The organism is Cupriavidus sp. DF5525 (genome assembly GCF_040149425.2).
Classification (GTDB): Bacteria; Pseudomonadota; Gammaproteobacteria; order Burkholderiales; family Burkholderiaceae; genus Cupriavidus; species Cupriavidus pickettii_A.
On sequence record NZ_CP168266.1, the window covers coordinates 1632897 to 1659198 of the forward strand.

At 64.6% G+C, this 26302-nt stretch carries 24 protein-coding genes; 13 read left to right on the plus strand and 11 right to left on the minus strand.

Annotated elements, in window-relative coordinates; all coding sequences use genetic code 11:
- Positions 1-248: 248 nt before the first annotated feature.
- Positions 249-1154 carry a LysR family transcriptional regulator gene (locus tag ABNX08_RS28670; protein WP_022539094.1) on the minus strand — a complete coding sequence of 302 codons (906 nt, stop codon included), beginning with the start codon at positions 1152-1154 and terminating at the stop codon, positions 249-251.
- 102 nt (positions 1155-1256) lie between these two features.
- Here ABNX08_RS28670 and glaH point away from each other — a divergent pair, with 102 nt between their 5' ends.
- On the plus strand, positions 1257-2186 hold the full coding sequence (gene glaH, locus ABNX08_RS28675; protein WP_022539095.1) for a glutarate dioxygenase GlaH: 930 nt from the start codon (positions 1257-1259) through the stop codon (positions 2184-2186).
- A gap of 67 nt (positions 2187-2253) precedes the next feature.
- On the plus strand, positions 2254-3492 hold the full coding sequence (locus ABNX08_RS28680; protein WP_022539096.1) for an alpha-hydroxy acid oxidase: 1239 nt from the start codon (positions 2254-2256) through the stop codon (positions 3490-3492).
- Between the two features lie 267 nt (positions 3493-3759).
- Here ABNX08_RS28680 and ABNX08_RS28685 read toward each other — a convergent pair whose 3' ends face one another.
- The 4 genes from ABNX08_RS28685 to ABNX08_RS28700 all read right to left on the minus strand — a co-directional run bounded on the left by ABNX08_RS28685 (position 3760) and on the right by ABNX08_RS28700 (position 7802).
- Positions 3760-4740 (minus strand): quinone oxidoreductase, encoded by a 981-nt coding sequence (locus ABNX08_RS28685; protein WP_022539097.1) that lies wholly within the window; start codon positions 4738-4740, stop codon positions 3760-3762.
- 316 nt (positions 4741-5056) lie between these two features.
- Complete coding sequence (locus tag ABNX08_RS28690; protein WP_022539098.1) at positions 5057-5386, minus strand: Rieske (2Fe-2S) protein; 330 nt, start codon at positions 5384-5386, stop codon at positions 5057-5059.
- A 239-nt stretch (positions 5387-5625) separates the two neighbouring features.
- Complete coding sequence (locus ABNX08_RS28695) at positions 5626-6618, minus strand: tripartite tricarboxylate transporter substrate binding protein (RefSeq protein WP_041682161.1); 993 nt, start codon at positions 6616-6618, stop codon at positions 5626-5628.
- 368 nt (positions 6619-6986) lie between these two features.
- A complete protein-coding gene (locus ABNX08_RS28700; protein WP_022539100.1) occupies positions 6987-7802 on the minus strand; it encodes a GntR family transcriptional regulator in 816 nt (271 codons plus the stop codon).
- Positions 7803-8022: 220 nt separating this feature from the next.
- Here ABNX08_RS28700 and ABNX08_RS28705 point away from each other — a divergent pair, with 220 nt between their 5' ends.
- Positions 8023-9036, plus strand: a complete 1014-nt coding sequence (locus tag ABNX08_RS28705; RefSeq protein ID WP_022539101.1) for an NAD(P)-dependent alcohol dehydrogenase — start codon at positions 8023-8025, stop codon at positions 9034-9036.
- 73 nt (positions 9037-9109) lie between these two features.
- Here ABNX08_RS28705 and ABNX08_RS28710 read toward each other — a convergent pair whose 3' ends face one another.
- Entirely contained in the window at positions 9110-9295 is a 186-nt protein-coding gene (locus tag ABNX08_RS28710) for a hypothetical protein (RefSeq protein WP_349607855.1), read from the minus strand.
- A gap of 53 nt (positions 9296-9348) precedes the next feature.
- Complete coding sequence (locus ABNX08_RS28715) at positions 9349-12852, minus strand: pyruvate carboxylase (RefSeq protein WP_022539103.1); 3504 nt, start codon at positions 12850-12852, stop codon at positions 9349-9351.
- Between the two features lie 657 nt (positions 12853-13509).
- Between ABNX08_RS28715 and ABNX08_RS28720 the strand changes: the two genes are divergently transcribed.
- The 10 genes from ABNX08_RS28720 (at position 13510) to ABNX08_RS28765 (ending at position 23046) form a co-directional block, all read left to right on the plus strand.
- Positions 13510-15153, plus strand: a complete 1644-nt coding sequence (locus tag ABNX08_RS28720; RefSeq protein ID WP_022539105.1) for an alkaline phosphatase — start codon at positions 13510-13512, stop codon at positions 15151-15153.
- A gap of 33 nt (positions 15154-15186) precedes the next feature.
- On the plus strand, positions 15187-16245 hold the full coding sequence (locus ABNX08_RS28725; protein ID WP_022539106.1) for a LacI family DNA-binding transcriptional regulator: 1059 nt from the start codon (positions 15187-15189) through the stop codon (positions 16243-16245).
- A gap of 241 nt (positions 16246-16486) precedes the next feature.
- Positions 16487-17290 carry a transporter substrate-binding domain-containing protein gene (locus ABNX08_RS28730; RefSeq protein ID WP_022539107.1) on the plus strand — a complete coding sequence of 268 codons (804 nt, stop codon included), beginning with the start codon at positions 16487-16489 and terminating at the stop codon, positions 17288-17290.
- A gap of 54 nt (positions 17291-17344) precedes the next feature.
- Positions 17345-18103 (plus strand): amino acid ABC transporter permease, encoded by a 759-nt coding sequence (locus tag ABNX08_RS28735; RefSeq protein ID WP_022539108.1) that lies wholly within the window; start codon positions 17345-17347, stop codon positions 18101-18103.
- Positions 18100-18750, plus strand: coding sequence for an amino acid ABC transporter permease (locus ABNX08_RS28740; protein WP_022539109.1), 651 nt, complete (start codon positions 18100-18102; stop codon positions 18748-18750). The genes ABNX08_RS28735 and ABNX08_RS28740 overlap by 4 nt, the downstream gene beginning before the upstream one ends.
- Positions 18737-19471 carry an amino acid ABC transporter ATP-binding protein gene (locus ABNX08_RS28745; RefSeq protein ID WP_022539110.1) on the plus strand — a complete coding sequence of 245 codons (735 nt, stop codon included), beginning with the start codon at positions 18737-18739 and terminating at the stop codon, positions 19469-19471. The genes ABNX08_RS28740 and ABNX08_RS28745 overlap by 14 nt, the downstream gene beginning before the upstream one ends.
- Positions 19468-20256: a sugar phosphate isomerase/epimerase gene (locus tag ABNX08_RS28750; RefSeq protein WP_022539111.1), complete on the plus strand. Its 789-nt coding sequence runs from the start codon at positions 19468-19470 to the stop codon at positions 20254-20256. The genes ABNX08_RS28745 and ABNX08_RS28750 overlap by 4 nt, the downstream gene beginning before the upstream one ends.
- Positions 20253-21197 carry a sugar kinase gene (locus ABNX08_RS28755; RefSeq protein ID WP_022539112.1) on the plus strand — a complete coding sequence of 315 codons (945 nt, stop codon included), beginning with the start codon at positions 20253-20255 and terminating at the stop codon, positions 21195-21197. Before ABNX08_RS28750 ends, ABNX08_RS28755 begins: the two co-directional genes overlap by 4 nt.
- A 20-nt stretch (positions 21198-21217) precedes the next feature.
- Positions 21218-22207 carry a D-glycerate dehydrogenase gene (locus tag ABNX08_RS28760; RefSeq protein ID WP_022539113.1) on the plus strand — a complete coding sequence of 330 codons (990 nt, stop codon included), beginning with the start codon at positions 21218-21220 and terminating at the stop codon, positions 22205-22207.
- 23 nt (positions 22208-22230) lie between these two features.
- Entirely contained in the window at positions 22231-23046 is an 816-nt protein-coding gene (locus ABNX08_RS28765; RefSeq protein WP_022539114.1) for a shikimate dehydrogenase, read from the plus strand.
- Between the two features lie 57 nt (positions 23047-23103).
- On the opposite strand, the gene ABNX08_RS28770 is transcribed toward ABNX08_RS28765, so the two are convergent.
- The 4 genes from ABNX08_RS28770 to ABNX08_RS28785 all read right to left on the minus strand — a co-directional run bounded on the left by ABNX08_RS28770 (position 23104) and on the right by ABNX08_RS28785 (position 26267).
- A complete protein-coding gene (locus ABNX08_RS28770; RefSeq protein ID WP_022539115.1) occupies positions 23104-24066 on the minus strand; it encodes a tripartite tricarboxylate transporter substrate binding protein in 963 nt (320 codons plus the stop codon).
- Between the two features lie 143 nt (positions 24067-24209).
- Complete coding sequence (locus ABNX08_RS28775) at positions 24210-24728, minus strand: hypothetical protein (protein WP_022539116.1); 519 nt, start codon at positions 24726-24728, stop codon at positions 24210-24212.
- A 74-nt stretch (positions 24729-24802) separates the two neighbouring features.
- Positions 24803-25150: a DUF3574 domain-containing protein gene (locus ABNX08_RS28780; protein WP_349607849.1), complete on the minus strand. Its 348-nt coding sequence runs from the start codon at positions 25148-25150 to the stop codon at positions 24803-24805.
- Between the two features lie 130 nt (positions 25151-25280).
- Complete coding sequence (locus ABNX08_RS28785) at positions 25281-26267, minus strand: hypothetical protein (protein ID WP_041682164.1); 987 nt, start codon at positions 26265-26267, stop codon at positions 25281-25283.
- Between the last annotated feature and the right edge of the window lie 35 nt (positions 26268-26302).

Here is a 26302-nt window from a genome sequence, read left to right on the forward strand (position 1 = left end):
CGAATCTGATGACTTGCGCCAATACTGTGGGGCTTGGTGATACATCCACCTTTTCTCCATTCTCGGAGCGCCCCGCGTCAGCCGGCTTGACCGATCACGACAAGTTGTTGTCGATTGGCGCCAACAGAGGGAAAACCCTGCTCGCTGTATCGGACACGCGGCGACGGGGTCTTGAGGTGATCGGCTCAAAGTCGGAAGAACGGGACGCTTACGTTCACGGGGCCTGCCGTTGGCATCAAAAGGTGGGTCTAGGACGCCCGGCCATTGAATGTCTGAGTTCCGAGTTTCACAAAAGCTCGTACCGCTGGCGATACTTCTCGACGCCTGTAAGCCAGCGCCAGGTGCACTGAGAGTCTAAAGTCGGCGATCTGTTTGTAGATGACACCTGGCTGGGAGAAGTTCTGCATAGACTCCGGCACGATGGCCACTCCGTATCCCGCGGACGCCAGGCAAATTGCAGAGATGAAATCCTGGACGCGATATTCCAGATGAGGCGTGAACCCTCCGGTTTTGCCCAGGGCGGATAACGCCGACCCGAATCCTTCCTCCTCTGCAAACTGCGGCACGATGAACGATTGATCGGCCAGCGCGCGCGCTGGAACCGTCCCTCGGCTTGCAAGGGGATGGCTTCCTGTCATGGCAGCCAGCAAGCGCTCAGTCTGCACGACCTTTGTTATTACGCCAGCCGGATTGAGCCGTCTGGGCCTGACGATTCCCACATCAATCTGTCCATCGCTGAGCGCTTCGAGCTGTCTCGGCGTTTCCATTGGCATGACTTCGAGCCGGACCATCTCGTGTGACTTCCGAAACTCGCTCAGCAGCATCGACAGCAGGCCGCTGCTTACGCCCGATGCCACATAGCCGACACGGATGACGCCAGCCAGCCCTCTGGCAGCCAGGCGTCCGACCTGGTCGGCTCGCTCAATATGCCGCAACGCAGCGACAGCCTCGGCATGGAACAAGTGCCCCGCATCGGTAAGTGACACCGGCTTCCTTTTGTTCCGGTTCAAAAGCGTAACCCCCAAATCCCGCTCAAGGCGTTGGATTTGGGTGCTGAGCCCTGATTGTGCGACACCCAAGCGATCCGCCGCCTTCGCAAAGTGAAGCTCTTCCGCCACGGCGAGGAAGCACTGCAACTGGCGAACGTCAATCATCGATTTAATCCAGATTTCGGAACAAAGATTACATCTTTATATCTGGATCATATCAAAGAATCCGGATGAAATAGCGCCATACACCATCTCGGAGAACCATCGATGAATGCCCCGCTTCCTGCGGCATTGCTTGCCGGCAATGACGAATCCCGTTTCCAGTTGTCTGCCCACCCGGATCACCATCGCATCCTGCATGTGGCCGTTGAGCGCGATGCCCTTCTTGGGTTCCTGCATGACGTACGCAAGGTCGATGTGCAGAACCTCGAGTATGTTCCCTTCATGCGCCACGAGCTCGCGAGCGCACTCGCGAAGCATGTCGGCGAGGACTTTGCTACAACCATCAACGGCATCGTGAAGGACCGGCAGCACGGTGGCTTCACGGTAGGACTCCAGGGACTGACGGCGGATGCCGACGATTTCGTTCGCTTCGGCACCGCCGTTGGGCACCTCTTGGGCCCAAGCAACCACGATGCGATGTCGGGCACTTACTATGCCCGCTTCGTGGTCAGGCACACGGACAATAGCGACTCCTATTTGCGCCAGGCCTATCGACTCTTCACGATGCACACCGATGGCACCTTCGTTACCGAAGCGACGGACTGGCTGTTGATGATGAAGTTTGCAGAACAGAATGCCATTGGCGGCGAGTCCCGATTCCTGCATCTGGACGACTGGGAAGAGCTTAACCAGTTTGTCAGTCACCGTCTCGGAACGCAGCCTTTCCTCTACAAGGCGCCGGGATCCAAGAATGTCAGCGATCAGGTCGAGCGCCCGGTCTTTTTTCAGAACGAGTTTGGGTTGTCGCTGTCATTCATCGATCAGTTTGTACAGCCGCGCAATCGCGAGGAGGCAGCATTTCTCAACGCCCTGTCGACTTCCATGGAGGCCTCGTCGGGGACAAAGGAAGTGTCGCTGCCCGTCGGCGATCTGGTTGTCCTGAATAACTACTTCTACGTCCACGGGCGAGCGCCGTTCGAAAAGAATGAGGCGCTGTTCCGTGAACTGATGCGCCAGCGCGGCATGTTTGCCTGATCGCTCAATGGGATCCGGCGCGGCTGGCAGTGACAGCGGTTGGGCCTGTTAGACTCTTCAAATCAAGATGACATCTCGAACAGAAGTTACAGAAAGCCAGGTCGCTCCGAGCGCTGGAATACCTGCCAAGCCTGCCTATGGCGCCAACCGTCAGATTCATCGACGACTACGCCCTATCCTCTCGCTTGCCGATTTTGAAGTCGCCGCAAAGAGGGCGCTTCCGCGCCCGATCTTTGGCTATATTGCCGGCGCCGCGGAGGATGGAAAGTCGCTAGCCGTGAACAGGACGGCATTCGACAAGGTCAAGTTTCGTCCCAAGGTCCTTGTCGACGTCTCGGGAAGGTCGCAAGCGACCGAGATCTTCGGGCAACGTTATGCTTCTCCCTTTGGCATAGCGCCCGTCGGAATCAGTGCGATTGCTGCCTACCGTGGTGATGTGGTCCTGGCGCAAGCGGCGCGGGAAGAGCAGATACCCGCAATCATGAGCGGCACGTCCTTGATCCCGATGGAGGCCGTTCACGCTGCGGCGCCAGGCACGTGGTTTCAGGCCTACCTGCCGGGTGACGCCACCCGGCGGGACGCCCTGATTGAGCGGATTGAAGCGGCCGGGTTCGCTACGCTTGTCCTTACGGTCGACATTCCCGTCTGGGCCAACCGGGAGAATAACGTCCGTACTGGCTTCTCTTTGCCTTTGCGACCGTCTGTCCGTTTGGCGTTCGATGGCGTGTCCCGACCGCGTTGGCTGGCGGGGACGTTCGCCAGAACACTCCTCTCGAGTGGGATGCCGCATTTTGAGAATTCCTTTGCGACTCGCGGCGCACCGATCTTGTCGGCCTCGGCTATTCGCGACACGACGGGGCGTGATCACCTGAATTGGACGGACATCGAACGAATCCGGCAAAGATGGCGCGGCAACCTGGTCATAAAGGGCATTTTGCATAAGTCCGACGCCGAGCGCGCTGTCGCCCTGGGCGCCGACGGCATCATTGTCTCGAATCACGGCGGCCGCCAATTGGACGGTGCCGTGGAACCGCTTGCTGTATTGCCGGAAATCTGTGAAAGCGTCGCGCACAAGACAACCGTCATGATGGACAGCGGTATCCGGCGAGGCGGTGATGTTCTGAAAGCGTTGGCACTGGGCGCCCGCTTTGTCTTCCTGGGGCGGCCTTTTGTTTACGCTGCGGCCATTGGAGGAGCCGAAGGCGTTCGCCACGCCATCACTCTCCTGCGCGATGAAGTCGATCGAAACATGGCTATGCTTGGCGCGCAGACCCTCGCGGATGTGAACAATTCCGTCATCATCTAGCCCAATCCGTCATTGAAACGGGACCGGACGGATTCGCCCCGGTGGATCGTCGTACTTCCACTTGATTGACCTGGGCTTCTTGTTGTGCTGACGGATATTGCGACGCGCTGCGAGATGGCGTCGAGTATGAAGATACGGGTGCTGCGTACAACGATGAGCGCCAGCGGCAGCGGGTCCTGAACAACCTGACCCGACTGCCAAATCACTGGGCTACGTCTTGCGGAGCCAACGAGCCAGACGGCTCGAGTTTCCCAGGAGGGGGAACACTCAGATCACGAAAATGGACGAGCCCGTGGTCTTTCGAGCCTCCAGGTCCCGATGTGCCTGCGCCGCATCCTCCAAGGCATAGCGCTGATTGATCTCGATGCGGATACGGCCCGCCGCCACGTGGCCGAACAGCTCATCGACCAGTTCCGCCTTTTCGGCAGGATCGGCGATATAGTCGGCCAGGCCCGGGCGGGTCAGGTACACCGAGCCCTTGCGGGCCAGAATTTGCGGATCGAACGGCGGGATTGTGCCGGAGGCGGTACCCACGCAGACCATCAGGCCACGGCGCTTGAGGGAGTCCAGCGAGGACATGAAGGTCGCCTTGCCCACGCTGTCGAAGACCACGGACACACCCACTCCGTCCGTCAGTTCCCGCACGCGCTTGGCCACGTCCTCATGGCTGTAGTTGATCGTGTGATCGCAGCCGTGGGCGCGCGCCACTTCGGCCTTGGCATCGGTAGAAACCGTGCCGATCACCGTCAGCCCCAGCAGTTTGGCCCATTGCGAAACGATAAGGCCAACACCACCTGCCGCGGCATGCAGCAGCACGGCGTCGCCCGCCTTGAAGGGGTAGATCCGGCGCACCAGGTAGGCGGCGGACAAGCCCCGCATGGTCATGGCCGCCGCGGTTTCGCAACTGATTGCCTCAGGCAGCTTGATCAGCGGTGCGGCAGAGATCAGCCGCTCAGTGCTGTAGGCGCCCAGCGTGTTGATGAAGCCCGTGTAGGTCACACGGTCGCCGACCGCCAGATGAGTTACGCCGGCACCGACGGCCTCGACTACGCCGGCGGCTTCGTTGCCGAGGCCGCTGGGCAGCGGAACCTGATAAGTACCGCCGCGGAAGTAGGTGTCAGCAAAATTCAGGCCTACGGCCACATGGCGGACGCGCACCTCTCCCGGTCCCGGCTCACCAACGCTGACGTCCTCAAAACGAAGGACCTCGGGCCCGCCTGTTTCGTAAAATTTAACGGCTTTCGCCATGTCTTCTCCTATTTTCTATCAAGTATGGACAGTTCACCTGGGCATGCCGCTTGAGCTCACCAAAGGACGACCCAGTTGTGGGACACAGTTGATCCGGCTGCAGAAGATTTGCCACAGGCGGCCCGACCAAGTCCGAGTGCCGTTCGCGACGATTAAATCATCTGCCCTGGCGCTATTTTCTGCTTTACCTTGCACGCCTTGAACTTTCCTTTTTATGACAGTAATCCGCGTCGTCAAGGACACCGGATCCCCGCTTGCACGTGGACGACAAGCGTGAAGCGTCGTCGTGAATTCTGGAAACACCAATTGGGTATTTTCAACAATTGAGTTCTGGCAGGCGCAGCCAAAGTTGCTTGTTGTCCATCACGACTTCATAGGTGGGGATACGCATGCTCGCGGATGCCGTGCACTGGCCGTTGCGGATGTCAAAGCGCAAGCCGTGTGCAGGGCAACTGATAATGTGCTCAACACAAGGACCTCCGGCCATGGAGGCTCCCGCATGCGGGCAACTGTTTTCCATGGCAAAAAACTGGCCGCCAACATTGAACACGATTGCCGACGGACCGTCTTGCAGGAAGACCAGTTTGCGTGCGCCCGGAGCCAGTGACTCCGGAGGCCCGATCAGAATCCAATTGGAATCAGGCATTGGCTTTGCACTCGTTGTTCAAGCGCCTGGCCACCACGGCCTGCTGCATGACGTGAACCAGCTCGCTTGCCGGAACGGCGCCAGTGACCGGCCATCGTCCATTGAAGACGAGATGAGGGACCCCTCCTGCATGGTCGCCCCCCATTGCAGACTGGTGGGCGGAGGGTGCGCTGGCATCCCAACTGCCGGGAAATGGCAGCCTTGTCCTGCGCAGGCCGCAATGGCGCGTGCACCTCATCTTATTCGTCGACCTTGATCCCTGCGTCGTTGGCGATCTTCGTCCAGACTTGCAAATCGTTCCGGACAATCTCGCCCAACTGCGCCGAGGACTTTACCGGAGGCGACTCGAAGTTCAGCTTCTTCATCAGGGCCGCGATCTCCGGCGTCCCCTGCACCTTGTTGACCTCGTCGGCCAGCCGCTTCACGATTGCCGGACTAGTCCCGGGCGGCGCGAACATGCCGAACCATCCCACCGTATTGAACTTGTAGCCCTGCTCACCCATCGTCTTGACGTCGGCAAGCTGGGGCGAGCGCACGTTGCCCACAATGGCAATGCCGCGCACCTTCCCGGAACGCAGGAACGGAACCGCCACGCTGGGATCCGTCCAGCCGATCTTCAACACACCCGAGGAAAGCTCGGTGAGCAGTTGACTGGCTGTCCGATATGCGACGTGCTCGGTCTTCATGCCAGTCTGATTCTTCAGCCACTCCATCGTCAGGTGCGCGGACGAGCCGGTGGCCCAGCTACCATAGCTGTACTTGTCCGGATTCGCCTTCACGAGCTGGATGAGTCCAGGCAAGTCGTGCACCGGCAGATCCGGGCTCACCAGCAGCAACACCCCCCCTACAGCTGTCTGCGCGATCGGCACGAGGTTCTTTCTTGCATCCTGGGAAACGGATTTGATGACGGCCGGCGCAACCACCATGCTGGATGCCGTTGTGTAGAGAATCGTGTAGCCATCCGGCGCCGCCTTGAGGACGGCGTTAGTCCCGATCACTCCGCTGCCTCCTGGCCGGTTCTCCACGACCACAGCCTGCTTCAGCGACTCGGAAAGGCGCTGCGCCATGGCCCGCGCCAGCGCGTCGGTTCCCGATCCGGCGGACGAGGGCACGATCATTTGAATCGGGCGCGCGGGCCAGGCTTCCTGTGCCTGCACCGGCCCTGGCACGCACAAGGCGATGCTTGCCGTGGTGCACAGCGTGATTGAGAGCAGCTTCCTTAGTGATGACATCGTCGTCCCCATGTTTTTTCGACTATTACCCAGCCTGCCAAGTGCTGCCTGCCTCACCCAACCAAGCGTGCGACACACGATTTCTACCCCTCAGGCTAACGTGAGTACGATCATAGCAGTCGTTATTTTTATTGTCGACATCAATTCATTGTGGGGTAGAGACGTTAGGGAAAGGACCGACCAAGGTGGATTTTCATGCACGCGAAGCACACCGTGGACGGCTTTGCGCCGAACCTAGTACGGATATCGCACGGCTCAGGCGCGCAGGGTGGCGGATGCTGCGCTGGGGCTGCTGCTCTGGCTGAGCGTTGTCGCCAGCAGCCTGCTGATGCGGAAGCTGACCGGCGTGCTATGGAAGACGCGGCCGCTCAGGCGGCCGTGGCCGGCGCGGCGCTGCGGCGGGAAGCGGCGCCCTTGCTCGTCGGCGCGCCGGATGACAGCGTACGGATGGCGGCGTCGCGGGAGCTTTCGATGCGCTTGCGCGCGGTCTGCAGGACCACGTCGATGTCGCGCCTGGCCACGGCACGCTGCAGCGCACGCCAGGTCTTGATTGAATTCTCGAGCGAGCCGGGATTGGCTGCGAGCCCGAGTCGCACATAGCGCAGCGTGCGCAGCGCGATGGAATTCAGTAATTCCCCGACCAGCCGGTTTCTCGACAGGTCCGCCATCGCCATGTTCGCCAGGAACGTCGCGCTGATATAGGCATCCACGGCGGAATCCTCCACCGCCTTGCCGAGCTTCGGCATGAACGCCTCGAACAGGGCGTCAAGCGCCTCGGCGCGCTCTTCCATCAGTTCGCGCAGCAGGATGGCGAACAGTGCTTCGCGCACGACGTAGATATCCTTCAGGTCCTGCGCATTCGGCTCCGTGACGATGGCGCCGCGCCGGGCCCGGAACTCGATGAGCCGTTCGCGCTCCAGGATGCGCAGGGCCTCGCGCACGGGGGCGCGGCTGACCTCGAGGACATCGCTGATATCCTTCTCCAGCAGGCGCTGGCCGGCATGGATCACGTCGATGGTGATCAGGCCCGCCAGCCGCACCGCAATCTGCTCAGCCACCGATGCCGACCAGTCGCGTCCATGCATGAGCGCCTGCTCCACCGCCAGCGTGACAGGATTCTGTGGGGTCTTCGGCGTCAGCAGGGCTTGCAGTTCAGGCGTATTGGTAGTCTTGAGTCTGCCCATGAGTGGCGGTACTTCCGAGAGTTGCGATCGGGGCCAGCGCAGGCACGGCGGAGCGCGCGGCGCCCAAGATCTTACCTCACGTCGTGCCCCGGGCCGGCTGGCTGAACTTCCGCTGCATGCCGGACCGCTGACCAACCGGCGCCCCACATATCGTCGACATTAATAATTTTGCGATGCTAAACTCGTTCCGCACTGTTTTGTCGCCAACCAGGGGAATGCCATGACTGCAGCAAAAGCCGTTTACCTCGATCCGCCGGCCGGCTTCGAGCGCATCGTCATCGGGGAAGCCACGGCCGCCCCCCCGGGACCGGGCGAGATCACCGTCCGCATACGTGCCAGTTCGCTCAACTATCATGACTACGCCGTGGTGTCCGGCCGTCGGGGCTTGACGGAAAGGCGCATTCCGATGGCGGACGGCGCCGGGGAGGTCACAGCCGTTGGCGCGGGCGTTAAGGCATTCGCGGTCGGCGACCATGTCGTCAGCACGTTCTTCCCGACGTGGCATGACGGAGAGCCGCGCTTGTGCGATTTCGCTACTGTCCCCGGGGATGGCGTCGACGGCTTTGCGCGGGAAACCGTGACGTTGCCTGAAGCCTGCTTCACGCGCGCTCCGCACGGCTACAGCCACGCCGAGGCCGCAACGCTGACCACGGCCGGGCTGACAGCCTGGCGGGCATTGTTTGTCGATGGCGCCTTGAAGCCCGGAGAGACCGTGCTGGTCCTCGGCACTGGCGGCGTATCGGTCTTTGCGCTGCAATTTGCCAAAGCGGCCGGCGCGCGGGTAATTGCCACCTCATCCTCGGACGAGAAGCTTGGCAGGCTTCAGACGCTTGGCGCAGATTGCCTGATCAACTATCGCAAGACGGCGCAGTGGGGCGAGACCGTACGCGAGATGACAGATGGCGCTGGCGTCGACCATGTTATCGAGGTTGGCGGCGCCGCGACCCTCGACCAATCGATGACGGCGGCCCGTGTCGGCGGACATATCGCCGTGATCGGCTCGCTGGGGAACCCGACCGGGCCGGTCACCGTCACCCAGCTGCTGCGCAAGCATCTGCGCCTGACCGGCTTGCTGGTGGGGAGCCGCCGACACCAGCTTGACATGGTACGTGCCCTGAATGCCACTGGCATCCGCCCGGTCATTGACCGGCACTTCCCGCTGGAAGCGATGGCTGACGCCTTTCGGTACCAGGAGTTGAATCAGCACATCGGCAAGATCGTACTGGATATCTGATCAGCGGCTCCCGTCCTTCGGCTGCTCGAGCGGCGGCAGCCTGGTCAGGCCCTCGCTTTCCACGAGTTATTGATCATTCGCAGCCCACCAGGACCGTGCCAATCTTGCCGTGCGCCTCGACTTCCACGTGGGCCAGTGCGGTCTCCCGCAGCGGAAGGACTTTGTGCACGGCGTGAATGGCGTCCGGAACCTCGGTCAGCCATCGCGTCACCCGAAGAAATGGCCCCCGCCCACGCTGACCAAGTTGCTGACGCTCCACCGTAGTCTCCGCGCAGTTCCGTGAACCGATATGGATCCCGATAGCCGCAACTCTCACTGCTTCAGCTCAATCAGTAAGTCCTTCGCCGCCACACGGTCACCCTGTTTCACATGCACCGCGGCGATTTCGCAGTCGCGATCCGCTGCGATGTGGGTTTCCATCTTCATCGCCTCCAGCGCCATCAGCGTCGTACCCGCTGCCACGCGCTGTCCCGGCTGGACCGCCACCGTCACGATCGAGCCCGGCATGGGCGCGGCGATATGCAGCGGATTGCCGGGATCGGCAACCGGACGGCTGCTGCGCACCACGCTCGCATGCGTGGTGCTGCGCTGCTCGACCAAGGTTGTGCGCGATTGTCCGTTCAGTTCGAACTGGACCTTGATGACGCCCTCTTCGGCATCAGGGTGCGTGCCTTGCAGGGAAACCAGCAGGGTCTTGCCTGCCGCGATGTCGACGCCCACTTCTTCCTGCGGCTGCAGGCCGTACAGGAATGCCGGCGTGGGCAACACCGAAGTATCGCTATAGGCGCGCACATGCGCGTGGTACTCGCCGGTCTGCTTCGGATACATCAGGTACGACGCCAGCTGCCGGTCGTCAAGCGCCTGCTCGCAGGCCGCTTCGCCCGCGGCGCGGGCCGCATCGAGATCGACTGCCGGGATCTGGTCCCCTGGCCGGTAAGGCGCGGGCGGCTCGCCCCTGAGCACCTTGCGCGAGAGTTCCGCGGGGAAGCCATCGGGCGGGAAGCCCAGTTCACCCTTGAACAATGAGACCACCGATTCAGGAAATGCGATCTCCTTGGCCGGATCGGACACATCGGCGGCAGTCAGATCGTTGGCCACCATCATCAATGCCAGATCCCCCACTACCTTGGACGTGGGCGTCACCTTGACGATGTCGCCGAACAAGTGGTTGACATCGGCGTAGGCGCGCGACACCTCGGTCCAGCGATGCTCGATACCGAGCGAGCGGGCCTGCTCGCGCAGGTTGGTGTACTGGCCGCCCGGCATCTCGTGACGGTACACGTCGGCCGTGCCGGCGCGGATTTCGGATTCGAACGGCGCGTAGTAACGACGCACCCCTTCCCAGTACATCGACGCCTCATGCAGCCGCTCCAGGCTGAGTCCGGGATCGCGTTCGCTGCCCGCCAGGGCCGCGACGATGCTTGACAGGTTGGGCTGCGAGGTGAGCCCGCTCATGGCATCGAGCGCGCCGTCGACGGCATCGCAGCCGGCCTCGATGGCAGCCAGTGCGGAAGCCGCCGAGATGCCGCTGGTGTCGTGCGTATGGAAATGCACCGGCAGTCCGGTTTCCTCCTTGAGTGCCTTGACCAACGCGGCCGCCGCCTGCGGACGGCAGATGCCCGCCATGTCCTTGATGCCCAGCACGTGCACGCCGGCACGCTGCAGTTCGCGGGCGATACCGACGTAGTACTTCAGGTCGTACTTGGCGCGCGACTTGTCGAACAGGTCCCCGGTATAGCAGATCGCGCCTTCGCAGAGCGCGCCGCTTTCGCCGACGGCATCGATCGCCACGCGCATATTGCGCACCCAGTTCAGCGAATCGAACACGCGGAACACATCCACGCCGGAACTGGCGGCCTGGCGTACGAAGAAGCGCACCACGTTGTCCGCATAGTTGGTATAGCCGACAGCATTCGAACCACGCAGCAGCATCTGGAACAGCACGTTGGGCACCCGCTCGCGCAACTGCTCAAGGCGTTGCCACGGATCTTCCTTGAGGAAGCGCAGCGCCACGTCGAAGGTGGCGCCGCCCCAGCACTCCAGCGAGAACAGCTGCGACAGCTCGCGCGCGTAGAACGGCGCGATCGGCAGCATGTCCGCGGTGCGCATGCGCGTGGCAAACAATGACTGGTGCGCGTCGCGCATGGTCGTGTCGGTCAGCAGCACCTGTTTCTGGTCCAGCATCCACCGCGAGAACTTTTCGGCGCCGAGCTCGCGCAGGCGGTCGCGCGTGCCATAGGGCAGCGCACCGCTGGTATCCACGGCCGGCAGCACCGGCCTGGGCAGCGGCAGCGACGGCAGCGAGCGGCCGCTCATTTCCGGGTGGCCGTTGACGCTGACCTCGCCCAGGTAGCGCAGCAGCTTGGTGGCGCGGTCCAGGCGCTTGGTGAACGCCAGCAGTTCCGGCGTCAGGTCGATAAAGCGCGTGGTGACATCGCCAGACCGGAAGGCGGAATGATTGATGACGTTTTCGAGGAACTGCAGGTTTGAAGCGACACCGCGAATGCGGAATTCGCGCAGCGCGCGGTCCATGCGCCGGATCGACTCGGCGGCGGTCGGTGCCCAGGTCGTGACCTTGACCAGCAGGGAATCGTAATACGGCGTGATCACCGCGCCACCGTAGGCGGTACCGGCATCCAGGCGCACGCCGAAGCCCGCAGCGCTGCGGTAGGCGGTGAGCCGTCCATAGTCCGGCAGGAAGCCGTTTTCCGGGTCCTCGGTCGTAATCCGGCATTGCAGCGCGTGCCCGTTCAACGCAATCTGCGCCTGGGCCGGAACGCCCGCGGCACGCACGGTGATGGCACCGTCTGCGTTGCGCGTGTTTTCGGTCATGCCGATATGGCCGCCCTCCGTGATGCGGATCTGCGCCTTGACGATATCGATCCCGGTGACCATCTCCGTGACCGTGTGCTCGACCTGGATGCGCGGATTGACCTCGATGAAGTAGAACTGCCCGGAGTCCGCATCCATCAGGAATTCGACCGTGCCGGCGTGCGTGTACCCGACCGCGCGCATCAGCCGCAGTGCCGACTCGCACAGCGCAGCCCGGCCGGCATCGTCGAGGTAGGGGGCGGGAGCCCGTTCGACGACCTTCTGGTTGCGCCGCTGCACGGTACAGTCCCGCTCGTAGAGATGCACGAGGTTGCCATGCGTGTCGCCGAGCACCTGCACCTCGACATGGCGCGCCTTGCGCACCAGCTTTTCGACATACACCTCGTCGTTGCCGAACGCGGCCAGCGCCTCGCGCCGCGCGGCGGCGAGAGCGCCCTCGAGGTCCTGCTCGCTTTCCAGGACCCGCATGCCGCGCCCGCCGCCGCCCCAGCTTGCCTTGAGCATCAGCGGGTAGCCGATGCCCGCGGCCAGTCGCTTGCACGCTTCCAGGTCATGGGGCAGCGGATCGGTTGCCGGCATCACCGGGACGCCCGCCTCGATCGCCGCATTGCGCGCCGCCACCTTGTTGCCAAGCTTGCGCATGACCTCCGGCGACGGGCCGATCCAGCGGATCCCCGCATCGATCACTGCCTGCGCGAAGTCGGGGTTTTCAGAGAGAAAACCATAGCCTGGATGGATGGCGTCGACCTTCGCCTGCCTGGCAATGCGCAGGATGTCGTCGATGTCGAGGTAAGCGGCCAGCGGCTTCTTGCCCTCGCCGACCAGGTAGCTCTCGTCAGCCTTGAAGCGATGGAGCGCGAGGCGGTCTTCTTTCGAATAGATCGCCACCGTGCGGACATTCATCTCGGCGGCCGCGCGCATCACGCGGATCGAGATCTCGGAACGGTTGGCAATCAGCAGGGATTTGATCGGTGTGTAGTCCATGGGGCGCGCAAAGAAATGAACCAGCCGTGCACGACGGCACGGCGTGGTCAATGGATCGGAGAGCAGGAGAAGGATTAAGGCTTCGCCAGGCCGCTAGTCGTAGTGAGCAAACGGGGTGTGCGAATCCATCCAGTCGTAGTGCTCTGTCGTCGTCGCCCAGGCCCAGTTGGTTTGCCGTGGCGACGGCTCATTGCAATCGCAACGCTCGCTTCGTTCCTGGCCAGCGCGCGGCTTGCTGGCATCTCCGGCCAGCTCGCGGCTGTCCGCGCCGGCTCCGTTCCTTCCGTAGTACATCGCGGTGCATTCCTCTTCAAGATCCAGGGCGCCTGCCCTTCAACGCAACGCGATAGCCAGGCGACGGCAAATTTGCAGGCACGACCACAGGCGTGCCCGTTCGATCTTCTTTGCGCAAGAAATGGACCAACGGGAGCCAAATCACGTATCCCATTGATTCAGCGCGCAATTTTCAAGTGACTCAGCCCCTTTAGTTTCATAATTGAAATTCAATATTTCATCAATGAGATCCGTAACGCGCAACGAACGCGGCTCGACGAGACGATCCGTTTCATCTCCCATACGTGGCCACGGCGCCGCGGACGTCCGGCACAATCGAACCTTTCAACCGCCCTCGGTCGCCTGAACCCACCGTTTTCTGGCATGCAACGAAGAACCTTTCTGCATCTGGCGGCAGCCGCCGGCCTCGCCACGCACCTGCCCCGCTGGGCAAGATCGGCCACGCTGCCCCAGCGCGACCTGTTCGCGCTGGGCGTGGCGAGCGGCGCGCCCACTGCCGACGGATTCGTGCTGTGGACCCGCCTGCTCGACGGGGCGATCCCGGGCACGGCGCAAGCCGATGCGCGTGGCATCACACCATTGCAGGGCGCACTGACAGTCCAGTGGGAAGTCGCCGAAGACGAGGCATTCCGGCGGATCGTCCGCCGTGGCCACGCGCAAGCCCTGCCGGAGCTCGGCCACTCCGTCCACGTGGAGGTCGGCGGGCTGCGCCCGGACCGCTGGTACTTCTACCGTTTCATGCATGGTGACGCGGCGACCACTACCGCACGCACCCGCACCGCGCCTGCGGCCGATACGCTGGCGCCGCGCGTCCGCTTCGCGTTCGCTTCGTGCCAGCGCTGGGAACAGGGCCACTATGCGGCGTACCGGCAGATGCGGCAGGAAGACCTGGACCTGGTGGTGTTCCTCGGCGACTACATCTACGAGAACGCAGTGGTGGCGAGCGCGGCGCAGTTGCCGCGCACGCACAGCCTGCCCAGGGCGACCAGCCTGCAGGACTTCCGCGACCGCTATGCGCTGTACAAGAGCGATCCGCTTCTGCAGGCCATGCATGGCGCCTGCCCGTGGCTGGTCACCTGGGACGATCACGAAGTCCAGAACGACTACGCGGCACGCGTGGGCAGCGAACCGGCGGCGGACTTCCTCGCCCGGCGCACCGCGGGATACCAGGCGTTCTACGAGAACATGCCGCTCCGGGCGAGCGCGCTGGTCCATGGCTCGTCCGGCCTGGGCACGCCGGACGCGCTGCGCGTCCATTCGCGGCATCGCTGGGGACGCCTGGTCGATTTCCATGTGCTGGACGACCGGCAGTATCGCGATATCCAGGCCTGTCGCGAGCCGGGGCAGCCGCGCAAGGGCTCGGTGTCGCCAGACCAGTGCAGCGCCCTCGACGACCCGCGCCGCACCATGCTCGGCAGCGCGCAGGGGCAATGGCTCGCGCAAGGGCTGGCGCAGGACCGGCGCGACCAGACCCGCTGGAGCGCGATCGCCCAGCAGACCATCTTCTCGCGGCGCAACTACAAGGCGTTGCCGGCGGAATCCTTCCACAGCGACACCTGGGACGGCTATCCCGCCGCGCGCCAGCGGCTGCTCGACAGCATCGTGGCGGCGGCGCCGCGCAATACGGTGTTCATCGGCGGCGATATCCACCAGCACTATGCCTGCAATGTGCTGGCCGATTTCAACGACGCGAAGTCTCGCGTGATCGCCAGCGAGTTCTGCACGACCTCGATCGCCTCGGCGTCGGGAAGCACCGTGGAGAGCGCCGCCAGGATCGCGGCGCTGAACCCGCATATCCTCCACGCGCGGCCGGACCAGCGCGGCTACACCGTGGTCGAGGCCACGCCCGAACGCTGGGCCAGCACGCTGCGCGGTGTGGAGGACGTGGCGCGGGTGGACAGCCCGGTCGGAACGCAGGCGGCGTTTGTCGTGGAGGACGGGCGGCCGGGGGTGCAGCGCGTGGGGGGATCCCAGGCGCTGGCATATCCCGGCACGTCCGAGGCATAATTCTGAAACTGGTTTCACCGAGACCCGAACCCTATGCCGCCGCGCCCCGTGACCCGACCTGCGTCCGACCTGAAACCTGCCGAGAAACTCACCATCCAGGACGTTGCCGACTATGCGGGCGTCTCGAAGGCAACCGTATCGCGCTACCTGAACCGGGGCGGCGAGCAGTTGTCCGCGGACGTAGAGGCGCGCGTGGCCGCGGCCATCCGCGCGCTCGGCTATAGCCCCAGCCCCATGGCGCAGGGGCTCAAGCGCGGCAAGTCGCGCCTGATCGGGCTGGTGGTGGCGGATGTTTCCAATTCGTTCTCGGTGGCCGTGCTGCGTGGAGTAGAAAAGGCCTGTCGCGACGCCGGCTATATGGTGATGCTGTTCAACCTCGGCAATGACGAGCAACTGGAACGAGAGGCCATCCGCTCGCTGTCGGCCTACCGGGTCGAGGGTTTTATCCTGCACACACTGGGCCACGATGCCGGCGCCCTTGCCGATGCGGCGCAATTGGGCAAACCGGTTGTACTGGTCGACCGCAAGGTCGGCGATGCGGAAGTCGACCTGGTGGCCCTGGACAACCTGACCGCCGTCCATGAAGCTGCCGGCCACCTGGTCGAAGCCGGCTATCGGCACGTGCTCTTCATCAGCGAGCCGATCAAGGCCATCAGCTCACGCAACGAGCGGGCCCGCGCCTTCCAGAGCTACATCGCCGAACACGCGGACTCGCTTGGCGGGACCATCTTTGAAGCCCACAGGGGTGACGACGATGCCCTGGATGAAGCGCTGCGCGACCTGCGCCGCCGTGCCGGCCAGGCGCCCGTTGCCGTGCTGGCGGCCAACGCAGTGATCTCGCTGCGCGTGGCCGCATCGGCCGCCAGACTGGGGTGGCAGCTCGGCACCGACCTTGGCCTGATCGGCTTCGATGATCCGGAATGGGCTGCATTGGTCGGTCCAGGCCTCAGCGCCATTTCCCAGCCCACCGACGATATCGGGCGCGTCGCCACCAACTGCCTGATCGAGCGCCTGCAAGGCGCGCAGCTGCCGCCGCGCCGGGTCCTGTTGCCCGGCACCCTGGTCACTCGCGGGTCCACGCGCCGCGGCTGATCCTTCCCCCGCCGCCGACCGAGCGCGCACGCGTGAGCCACGCATAGACCCGCTGCGTCGGCCCAGCGGGTGCACGAACGTGCCCCTTCCCACCGCAGTTCCAACGCGTTCCTCCCCGTAAGGGTTTCCACTGCTGGACCTCTGAAACCGGTTTCCTATAATTCTGAAACCGGTTTCAAGACGGTGCTTGCCGAACGCTGCGACGCCAGCGACACATCCCATATACGTGCAGGAGACATTGATGAACGTCCAACGCTTGTTGCGCCGCGTAGCCGCGCCCGTGCTGACTCTGCTGGTCCTGACCAGCGCCGCTTTCACCGCCCAGGCGCAGACCGTCGCCGAGATCGTCAAGAAGGGCAAGGTCACCATCGGCGTCGTGACCGGCGCCCCGCCCTTTGGCACCACGGACGCCACCGGCAAACCCGCCGGCTATGACGTCGACGTGGCCAACCTGCTGGGCAAGTACCTGGGCGTGCCGGTCGATATCGTTCCGCTCACCTCGCCCAGCCGGATTCCGGCGCTGGAGGCCGGCAAGGTCGATTTCCTGGTGGCGACGCTGGCGCCGACGCCCGAGCGGGCGCGGGCCATCATGTTCAGTGCGCCCTACAGCGCGTTCGAGCTGACCATCTTTGCGCCCACCGCAGCCAAGTACGCCAAGCTGACCGAGCTCGGGAAGAAGAAGGTGGGCGTGACGCGCGGCACCACGCAGGACACCGCGCTGACCCGGCTGGCCGTGCCCGGCATGAATATCGTCCGCTTCGAGGACGATGCCACCTGCGCGCAGGCCCTGATCAGCAACCAGGTCGACGCCATTGCGCTGCCGAATACCACCGGCAACGAGATCATGAAGGCGCGCGGCGCCGGCAAGTTCGACGCCAAGTTCGCGTTCTCGGTGCAGCCGAATTCGATGGCCGTGCGCCGCGACGCCTTCGAACTGCGCCAGTGGCTCAACACCACCATCTCCTACGTCAAGCTGAATGGCGAACTCGATGCCATTGCGCAGAAGTGGACCGGCAAGGCTCTGCCCGCACTGCAAGCGTTCTGAACCAGGCCGTCTGAGGTTGCGCGCCGGCGCCAGCCGGCGTGCCAGGAGACCCGCATGAACTATCAATTCGAATGGACCCCGGTGCTGTCGCAGCTGGATCGCTTCGCGGAAGGCGCGGCGATGACGCTGGCGCTCAGCTTCGGCTCGATCCTGCTCGGCACCGTGGTCGGCGCCGCCGGCGCCATTGCCGCTGCTTTTGGCGGCCCCTGGCTGCAGCGCGCCACCAGGGCCTACGTTGAAGCCATCCGCAACACGCCCTTCCTGATCCAGCTCTTCATCATCTTCTTCGGCTTGCCAACCGTGGGCCTGCAGATCGATGCCGTCACGGCCGCGGTAATCGCCATGACCGTCAACCTCGGCGCCTACTCGACGGAAATCATCCGGGCCGGCCTGCAGGCGGTGCATCGCTCGCAGCTCGAGGCCGCCGCCGCGCTGGGCATGACACGCTGGCAGCTGATCCGCCACGTCGCCCTGGTGCCGGCCTTCGAGAAGGTCTATCCAGCCCTGACCAGCCAGTTCACGCTGATGATGCTGACGTCGAGCGTGGTGTCGACGATCTCGGTGGAAGAGCTGACGGCGGTCGCCAGCCAGGTCGATTCGCAGACCTTCCGTACCTTCGAGAGCTACATCCTCGTCATGTTCATCTATATCGGCCTGGCACTGCTGCTGCGCGCCATGTTCGCCCTGATCGGCAACCTGGTGTTCAAGCGGCGCCGCGTGGTGGCGCGCGCACGAAAGCTGGCACGCACAACCCGGATCGCGCCGCTGGCGCAGGCGGAACTGACGGCAGCGGTTGCAGGGAGCGCGAAATGATCACCGAGTTCTCCTGGAATCATCTTGAAATCCTGCTGCTGGCGGCACGCTGGACGCTGTGGGTGACCTTGCTCGCCTTCGTCGGCGGCACGCTCGCCGGGTTCCTGGTGGCGCTGGCGCGTACCTCCAGAAGCCCGCTGCTGCGCCTCGCCAGCACGGCCTATATCCAGATCGTGCAAGGGACGCCGGTACTGATCGTGCTGTTCCTGAGCTACTACGGGCTCTCCGTGCTCGGGCTCAAGCTGTCGCCGATGGTCGCGGCCATGCTGGCGATGTCGATCTACGCCAGCGCCTATCTCGGCGAAATCTGGCGCGGCTGCATCGAGGCCGTGCCGCAAGGACAGTGGGAAGCCAGCGAAGCGCTCGCCCTCACCCGCTGGCAGCAGCTGCGCTACGTGGTGCTGCCGCAGGCCGTCCGGCTGGCCTTGCCGCCCACGGTGGGGTTCTCGGTCCAGCTGGTCAAGAACACCTCGATCACTTCCATCATCGGCGTCATCGAACTGACCCGCGCCGGCCAACTGATCAACAACGCGACCTTCCAGCCCTTCGCGGTCTTCGTCGTCGTCGCACTTATCTATTTCGCGCTCTGCTTCCCGCTTTCGGCGGCAGCCCGGCGCATGGAAAGGGGGCTCCATGTCAATCGTTGAAGCACAAGGCGTGCACAAGTCATATGGTTCCGTCGAAGTCCTGAAGGGCGTTTCGTTTGCGATCGAGCCGGGCCAGGTGGTCGCCATCATCGGCCGCAGCGGCTCCGGCAAGAGCACCATGCTGCGATGCCTGAATGGCCTGGAGACGATCAACGCCGGCAACATCACCGTCGCCGGGCACAAACTGGATCACGACCGCAAGCGCTTGCTCGACCTGCGCCGCGACGTGGGCATGGTGTTCCAGAGCTACAACCTGTTTCCGCACCTGACCGTGGGCCAGAACATCGCGCTGGCGCCGTCGATTGTGAAGAAGCTGGTTGCGAGCAGGAACGACGGCATCGTCGACCAGGTGCTGACCCAGGTCGGCCTGCTGGACAAGAAGGACTGCTACCCCGAGCAGCTCTCGGGCGGACAGCAGCAGCGCGTGGCCATCGCCCGTTCGCTGGCGATGGAGCCCAAGGTGATGCTGTTCGACGAGGTCACCTCCGCGCTCGACCCCGAGCTGACCGCGGAAGTGCTTCGGGTCATGGAAAACCTGGCTGCCTCCGGCATGACCATGGTGCTGGTCACGCATGAAATGGAGTTCGCGCGCCGCATGGCGCATACCACCATCTTCATGCACCAGGGCAAGGTGCACGAGGCGGGCCCGTCGAAGGCGCTGTTCGCGCAGCCGCGGACACCGGAACTGCAGCAATTCCTCAGCGCGGGAGCACTGAAATGAGCCAGTGGCAAGCAGATGGTTCATCCCGCCCGCCGGTGTTGATCTCGCTGACGGCCTATGGCGCCGACCTCGCCCTGAGCAACGGACAGGCTGCGCTGGCACGGATTGCCGCGGCCGCAGGCGCGGACGGCGTGGAATTCCGCGGCGAACTCCAGCGCCGGTACAAGGACGAAGTCAGCGAACAACGCGAGGTCGCCGGGCAGCATGGACTGTGCGTGGTCTGGTCCAGCCCGGAAGGCCTCTGGAATGACGCCGGCAGCCTCGATGCCGCCGCGCTCGACCGTGCCTTCACGACCGCGCTGGCGCTCGGTGCGACCCGGGTCAAGATGTCGCTTGGCGGCTATCGGGCAGGCACGGCGCTGGAAGCACTGCTGCCCTGGCTGCGGCACGACGGCATCGAACTCGTCGTGGAAAACGACCAGACCGCCCAGGCCGGCACCGTACCGCCGCTGCGCGACTTCTTCGCGCGCATCACGGCGCTCGGGGAGAGCGCCCCGATGACCTTCGACATGGGCAACTGGCACTGGACCGGCGAAGACCCGCTCGACGCCGCGCAGGTCCTCGGCGCCGGCGTCGGCTACGTGCACTGCAAAGGCGTGCAGCGCACGCCCGCCAAATGGATCGCGGTGCCGCTTGACCAGTCGGCGGCACCATGGCGCAGCATCTTGCGCCGCCTGCCCACGCACGTTGCGCGTGCGATCGAATTCCCGCTGCAAGGCGAAGACCTGGTGCAGGTCACGCGCCATCATGTCGAACTGCTGCGTTCAGTGGAGATTCCGGCATGAGCACCGATCTTGACGTGGTCACCCTGGGCGAGGCGATGCTGATGCTGGTCGCCGGCGAAGCCGGGCCGCTCGAAGGCGCGCAGACCTTCCACAAGCGCACCGCCGGTGCCGAGACCAACGTGGCCATCGGCCTGTCGCGCCTGGGCCTGAAGGTCGGCTGGGCCAGCCGGCTGGGCGACGACTCGATGGCGCGCTACCTGCTCGGTGAAATGCAGCGCGAAGGCGTGGATTGCAGCCAGGTGGTGTGCGAGCCCGGTGAGCGCACCGGTTTCCAGTTCAAGGGACGGGTCGACGACGGCAGCGATCCGCCCGTCGAATACCACCGCCGCGGCTCGGCGGCGAGCCGCATGAATCCGGAGCACCTGGACAACAGTTGGCTGCGGCGCTCGCGGCACCTGCACGTCACCGGCGTGTTCCCCGCGCTGGCCGCAGGCACGCAGGCTGCCACGCGCCAGGCCATCGCCACCATGCGCGCCGCCGGCCGCACGATCTCGTTCGATCCCAACCTGCGGCCCACGCTGTGGGCCACGCCTGAGCTGATGCGCGAAACGCTGAACGACCTCGCGCGGCAGTGCGACTGGGTCCTGCCCGGCATCGAGGAAGGCCGCTTCCTCACCGGCCATCCCGAGCCGGAACGCATTGCCGCCTTCTACCGTGCACGCGGCGCCAGGCTGGTGGTAGTGAAACTGGGCGCCGACGGCGCCTACTTCGATGGCGAGGCCGGCACCGGCCATGTCGAGGCATTCAGCGTCGAGCGTGTCGTCGACACCGTTGGCGCCGGCGATGGCTTTGCCGTGGGCGTGATCAGCGCGCTGCTGGAGGGCCGCCCGGTGGGCGAAGCCGTCCGGCGCGGCGCCTGGATCGGCGCGCGGGCGGTGCAGGTGCGGGGCGATACCGAAGGCCTCCCGACCCATGCCCAACTGGCGGCCGTCAGCTTGTGAAGCCACAGCAAGGATTACCCATGCGCAAGAATGTTCTGGTGTTCCGCCCGATTCCTGAGGACCTCCTCGCCACGATCGAGTCGGAGCATGACGTGATCGTGGCCGACCCGCGCCAGCCGGCACAACGGCCGGCCTTCCGCGCCGCGCTGTCGGGAGCCCACGGCCTGATCGGCTCCAGCGTGAAGCTTGGCGCGGCGGAACTCGCCGAAGCCGGCCGCCTGGAGGTGATCTCAAGTATTTCGGTGGGGGTCGACAGCTACGACCTCCCCTGCCTGCATCGGCGCGGCATCACCCTGTGCCATACGCCCGGCGTACTCACCGAGACCACCGCCGACACCGTCTTCGCGCTCATCATGGCCACGAGCCGCCGCCTGGTCGAGCTTGCAGCCCATGTGCGCGAGGGCCGCTGGACCGCCAACATCGGAGAGGGCCTGTTCGGCTGGGACGTGCACGGCAAGACCCTGGCAATCCTGGGCTTCGGGCGCATCGGCCAGGCCGTGGCGCGGCGCGCGGCGCTCGGCTTCGGCATGGAGGTGCTCTACGTCAACGAGACCGCCGCGGAGCCGCCCGACCTGGTGGGACGCGCCACCCGGACGGATCTCGACGATGCCTTGCGGCGCGCCGATATCGTCGCCGTCACCCTGCCCCTGACCGACAGCACGCGCGGCCTGATGGGCCTGCGCGAGTTCGCGCTGATGAAGCCGGGCGCGATCTTTGTCAATGGCGCGCGCGGCCAGATCGTGCAGGAAGACGCGCTGCTCGCGGCCCTCGAGAGCGGCCACCTGTGCGCGGCCGGGCTGGATGTCTTCGCCACCGAGCCGCTGCCTCAGGACTCGCCGCTGCGCAGCCATCCCAAGGTGACCGCCCTGCCCCATATCGGCTCGGCCACGCATGAGACCCGGCGCGCCATGGCAGAGCTCGCCACGCGCAACCTGCTGGATGCGCTCGCCGGACGGCAGCCCGCCGCGCGCTTTGACCTGGCGGCCTTTGCCGCCCAGGCAGCCGCCTGATTTTCCCCGCAAGGACACCCGCAATGCCCAGTTCCATTCCCACGCTGTGCGGCTCGATCATGGGCGAGCCTTTCACCTTCAATGTGCGCATCCACAACGCCGCCTATCGGGCGCTGGGGATCGACTACACCTTTGTGTGCTTCGGGGTGCAGGACGTGCCCGGCGCCGTGCAGTCGATCCGCGCGCTCGGCGTGCGCGGGATGAATGTCTCGATGCCGCACAAGCAGGCGGTGATCGCGCATCTCGACCATCTCGACGAGACCGCCCGCGCCATCGGCGCGGTCAACACCATCAACAATATCGATGGCATGCTGACCGGCTACAACACCGACTGCATCGGCGCCGTCCGGGCGTTCCAGGAGGTGACAGAAGTGGCCGGCAAGCGCATTGCGCTGCTGGGCGCGGGCGGCGCGGCGCGGGCGATGGCCTATGGCCTGCGCGAGGCCGGCGCCAGCGTGACCGTGTTCAACCGCACCGCGGCGCGGGGCGAGGAACTGGCCGCCTCGCTTGGCCTGCGCTTTGGGGGCGGGTTATCCGACTTCCGCGCAGCGGACTTCGACTTGCTCGCCAACGCGACCGCCGCGGGCTTTCGCGCACCCGATGTCAACCCGGTCGCCGGACAGCTCGTCGCGCACCTGATCGTCATGGACGCTGCCTTCATCCCGGTCAGGAGCAAGCTGATCCGCGATGCCGCCGCGCTTGGCTGCCGCACCATCGATGGCACGCGCATGATGCTGCACCAGGCGTGCGCCCAGGTCGAGTTCTACACCGGCTGCGCACGCGCGCCGATCGAAGCGATGGAAGCCGCGCTGCTAGAGGAGATCGCCCGCCTGTCTTAAGCCCCTGCCGCGCTTGGTCTTCCGAGCATTGCGGCCAGTGGCAGCCGACGCGCCGCCTCACTTCCGCAGGTTGGTCTTGGCCACCAGTGCCTTCATCACGGCGTTGTCTGCCGCGATCATCGCCGTGAAGGTCGCCGCGTCGGCATAGGCAATGCCCAGGTTCTGCCGGCGCAGCGCTGCCACGAAGACAGGATCCGCCACCGCCTTGCGGCTGGCGGCTGCAAGGACTTCGAGCACTTCGGGTGGAGTGCCTCTTGGCGCGGCCAGCCCTCGCCACGTGCCGATCGAGAGGTCGATACCGCGCTCACGCAGCGTCGGAACGTTCGCGAAACCCCTGACCCGCTGCTCGGCCATCACCGCGAGCGTCTTCACCTTGCCTGCGACCACATAGGCCGATACCTCGGCGGGACTGACGGCCACCGCGTCGATATGCCCGCCCATCAATGCCACCAGGGCCGGCGCCGCACCGGAGAACGGCACATGATTGAACTTGACGTGCGCCTTGTCCTCCAGCGCCGTCGCCGCCAGGTGCCAGATCGAGCCCGAGCCGGAGTTCCCTACCTGCACCTCCCCCGGATGCGCCGCCGCGAATTCCAGGAACGCCTCGATGGTGTTCCAGCGCGAGTCGGCCTTGACCGTGATTGCGGACGGATCGGCATTCAGGCGTGCGATCGGCACCAGCTGGGCGGCGTCGAGCGTGGTCGGCCCGAGATGCGGGACGATCACGGCTTCCGCGATGATGATGCCGAGCTTGTAGCCATCCGGCTTGGCGCGGGCCACTTCCGTCATGCCAATTGCGCCACTGGCACCTGGCTTGTTCACCACGGTCAGCGGCTGCGACAGGTACTTGCGCATGGCTTCGCTGAAGGCCCGTGCAACCGTGTCGGTGCCACCGCCTGCCGCGCTTGGCACCACGAGTTCGACAGGATGTTCCGGGTAGGGAGCCGCTGGCGTCTGGCCGACGGCGGCAAGTGAGGCCAGCAGTGCGGCCATGGGAAACAGCTTGCGGGGCAATCGCATCAGGTCGTTACCAATAAGCCTTATTAATCACCTCGAAGAAAAGCCGAACCGCAACGCCGGAGCGAGGACGGAAAGCCGGCCACGAGCGAGCCTCCCCAACGCTGAGGCGGGGAGGAAATCCAGTGGCGCAGGGCGGGCAGCGCCTACTTGCTGCCGTCGCGCGCGTCGCCGCCGATTGCGTCGATGATGATCATGGTGCGGTCCAGCACGCCGCGATCGTCAAAGTAGGCGCTGAAGTGCGCAGGCTGATAGGCGCCGGCGTAGAGCCGGTAGGACCAGGCCTCCCGTTTCATCAAGGGGTAGTATTCGATCGGCTCGCGCGGGCGGCCGAAGCGCTCGGCGACGTCCTGCTTGGTCCAGACGCCGGGACGGGCCTCGTAGATCTCCTTCTCGGTCAGCATCTGGCGGAAATTGGTCAGCTTGCCGCTTGCGTCGAAGTCCGCCGCGTAGACCTGGAAGCCGAGCGGCTGCTTCGAGTAGATCCACCGGCTGGTGCCGTTGGCGAGCTGGTATGTCTCCGAGGGCGCGCCGAAGGTATCGCGCACGGCGCTCTGCGGGCTGCCGAACATCTTCTGGGCGGTCTCCACGGGCTGGAGGGTGGCACAGGCACATAGCAGGGTTGCCGCTGCGGCGGCCAGCCAGACGGACAGGCGATGGCACATGATTGATCTCCGGTAAGCGCGGCGGGCGTGAACCAATTCAGCATAGTGCACGCCGCGCGGGGCAGGTGCGCTGGCTAGAACGATACACACACCGGGCTGCGGAGCCGGAGCACCGCTTCCTGCTGGAAGCGGGTCTTGTACTCGCTGACTATGGCTCGCGCCGCGGCTTCGCTGCGCTCGTCCGCGGCGTGCACCAGGCTGAGCACGTACGAGGTTTCGCGAACCACGCCGCCATCGGCGCCGCGCCATTGTCCTGAGGCCGGCCAGGCCGTGAAGCCTTGCGCAAAGCGCGGCGTCACCGAGGCTTGCAGGAAGGCTTCCCATTCGGATACCGACACCACCCCATCGGGCTTCGCTGTTCCAAAGTACATCAGTTCGCTGACCGCGCGTTCCTCGCTGGCCGTGCATGCGGGGCCGGACATGGCTGCGCAGCCGGAAAGGGCGAATGCCAGCGCCAATGGCAGCGCCATGGCGCCGGCATGTTGAGTACGGGGGGGAAGTGAGTGCCGATCTGGCATGCGTGCGGCCGCTTCCTCAAAGGGCTCCGGCATTTCAGTCCAGTCGTTTGTCTGTTGGCCTCAGGGGCTCCGCTGCAGGCGCCTCGAAAGCGTCGAACATCAAGTCAGGCGCACTGGTGTTGTGACGCGACCAGACAGTACGGCCAAATCGCACCCCAGTCGCCTGCATCGAGGAGACGGCCATCACCGGCTTCCTGCGGGCTTCACGTGCCGGCCCGGTCCACCAGGTGGCCTCGCTCGCGTCCGCGTTGTCATCGGCAACGTACATCGAGCGCAGCATTGCGAAGGGTCGATTGGCGTCAAAGAGCGGCTGGAACCGGACATCGAGCGCGGTGCGTCTGTCGCTGATCTCAGTGATCGTGACCGTGGCCTGGCCCCCGCGCGTGAAATGCAGCCTGACAGACAAGGGCTCCGGCTCGATGTCGATTCGCGCGATGTTGACCACCGGGCGCCCATCCTGCTCTATCGGCCCCAGCAGGAACGAAGAGCCATACGCATTGACGCCCAGATGGCGCGCCGGCAACGGTTTCGCCCGCCAGTAGCCATCGGCGGGATAGAGCACCAGTACCTCAGTACGCGTCCGGCCGGATTTGTGGAACACCTGAACCAGGTGAAAGCCGGCGTCCGGCCTGCCCGCAACCGTGACAGGCACCTTATGCGGCCGCCAGAAACTCGCAAACGTGATACCGACAATGGCAATGTTCCTGCCGTCATAGAGGCTGGTCGTGCGAGGCACGAAAACATGGCGCGGATCGGTCGGGTGTGGCGCCTGACCGAAGTTGCACCCGGAGAAATCAGGCGCGGAGCTGTCGGTGCGGATTGCATCGACATAGGGAGGATGCAATGCCTGGATCCGGAACTTCCCGACGGCGGCAGCGGAAAGGGCGAATGAGACATTGTCTTCCTCCGCACACGAAACCGGAGTGCTCAGGTTTTCGATACTGACGGCCACCCGCTCCGCGTAAGTCGGCACGGAAAGCAGGGCCAGGCACAGGATGGGGATCAGCCGCTTTGCACACATGCCGCTCATTATGATTGCCCGGCGGCGTTTCGCAA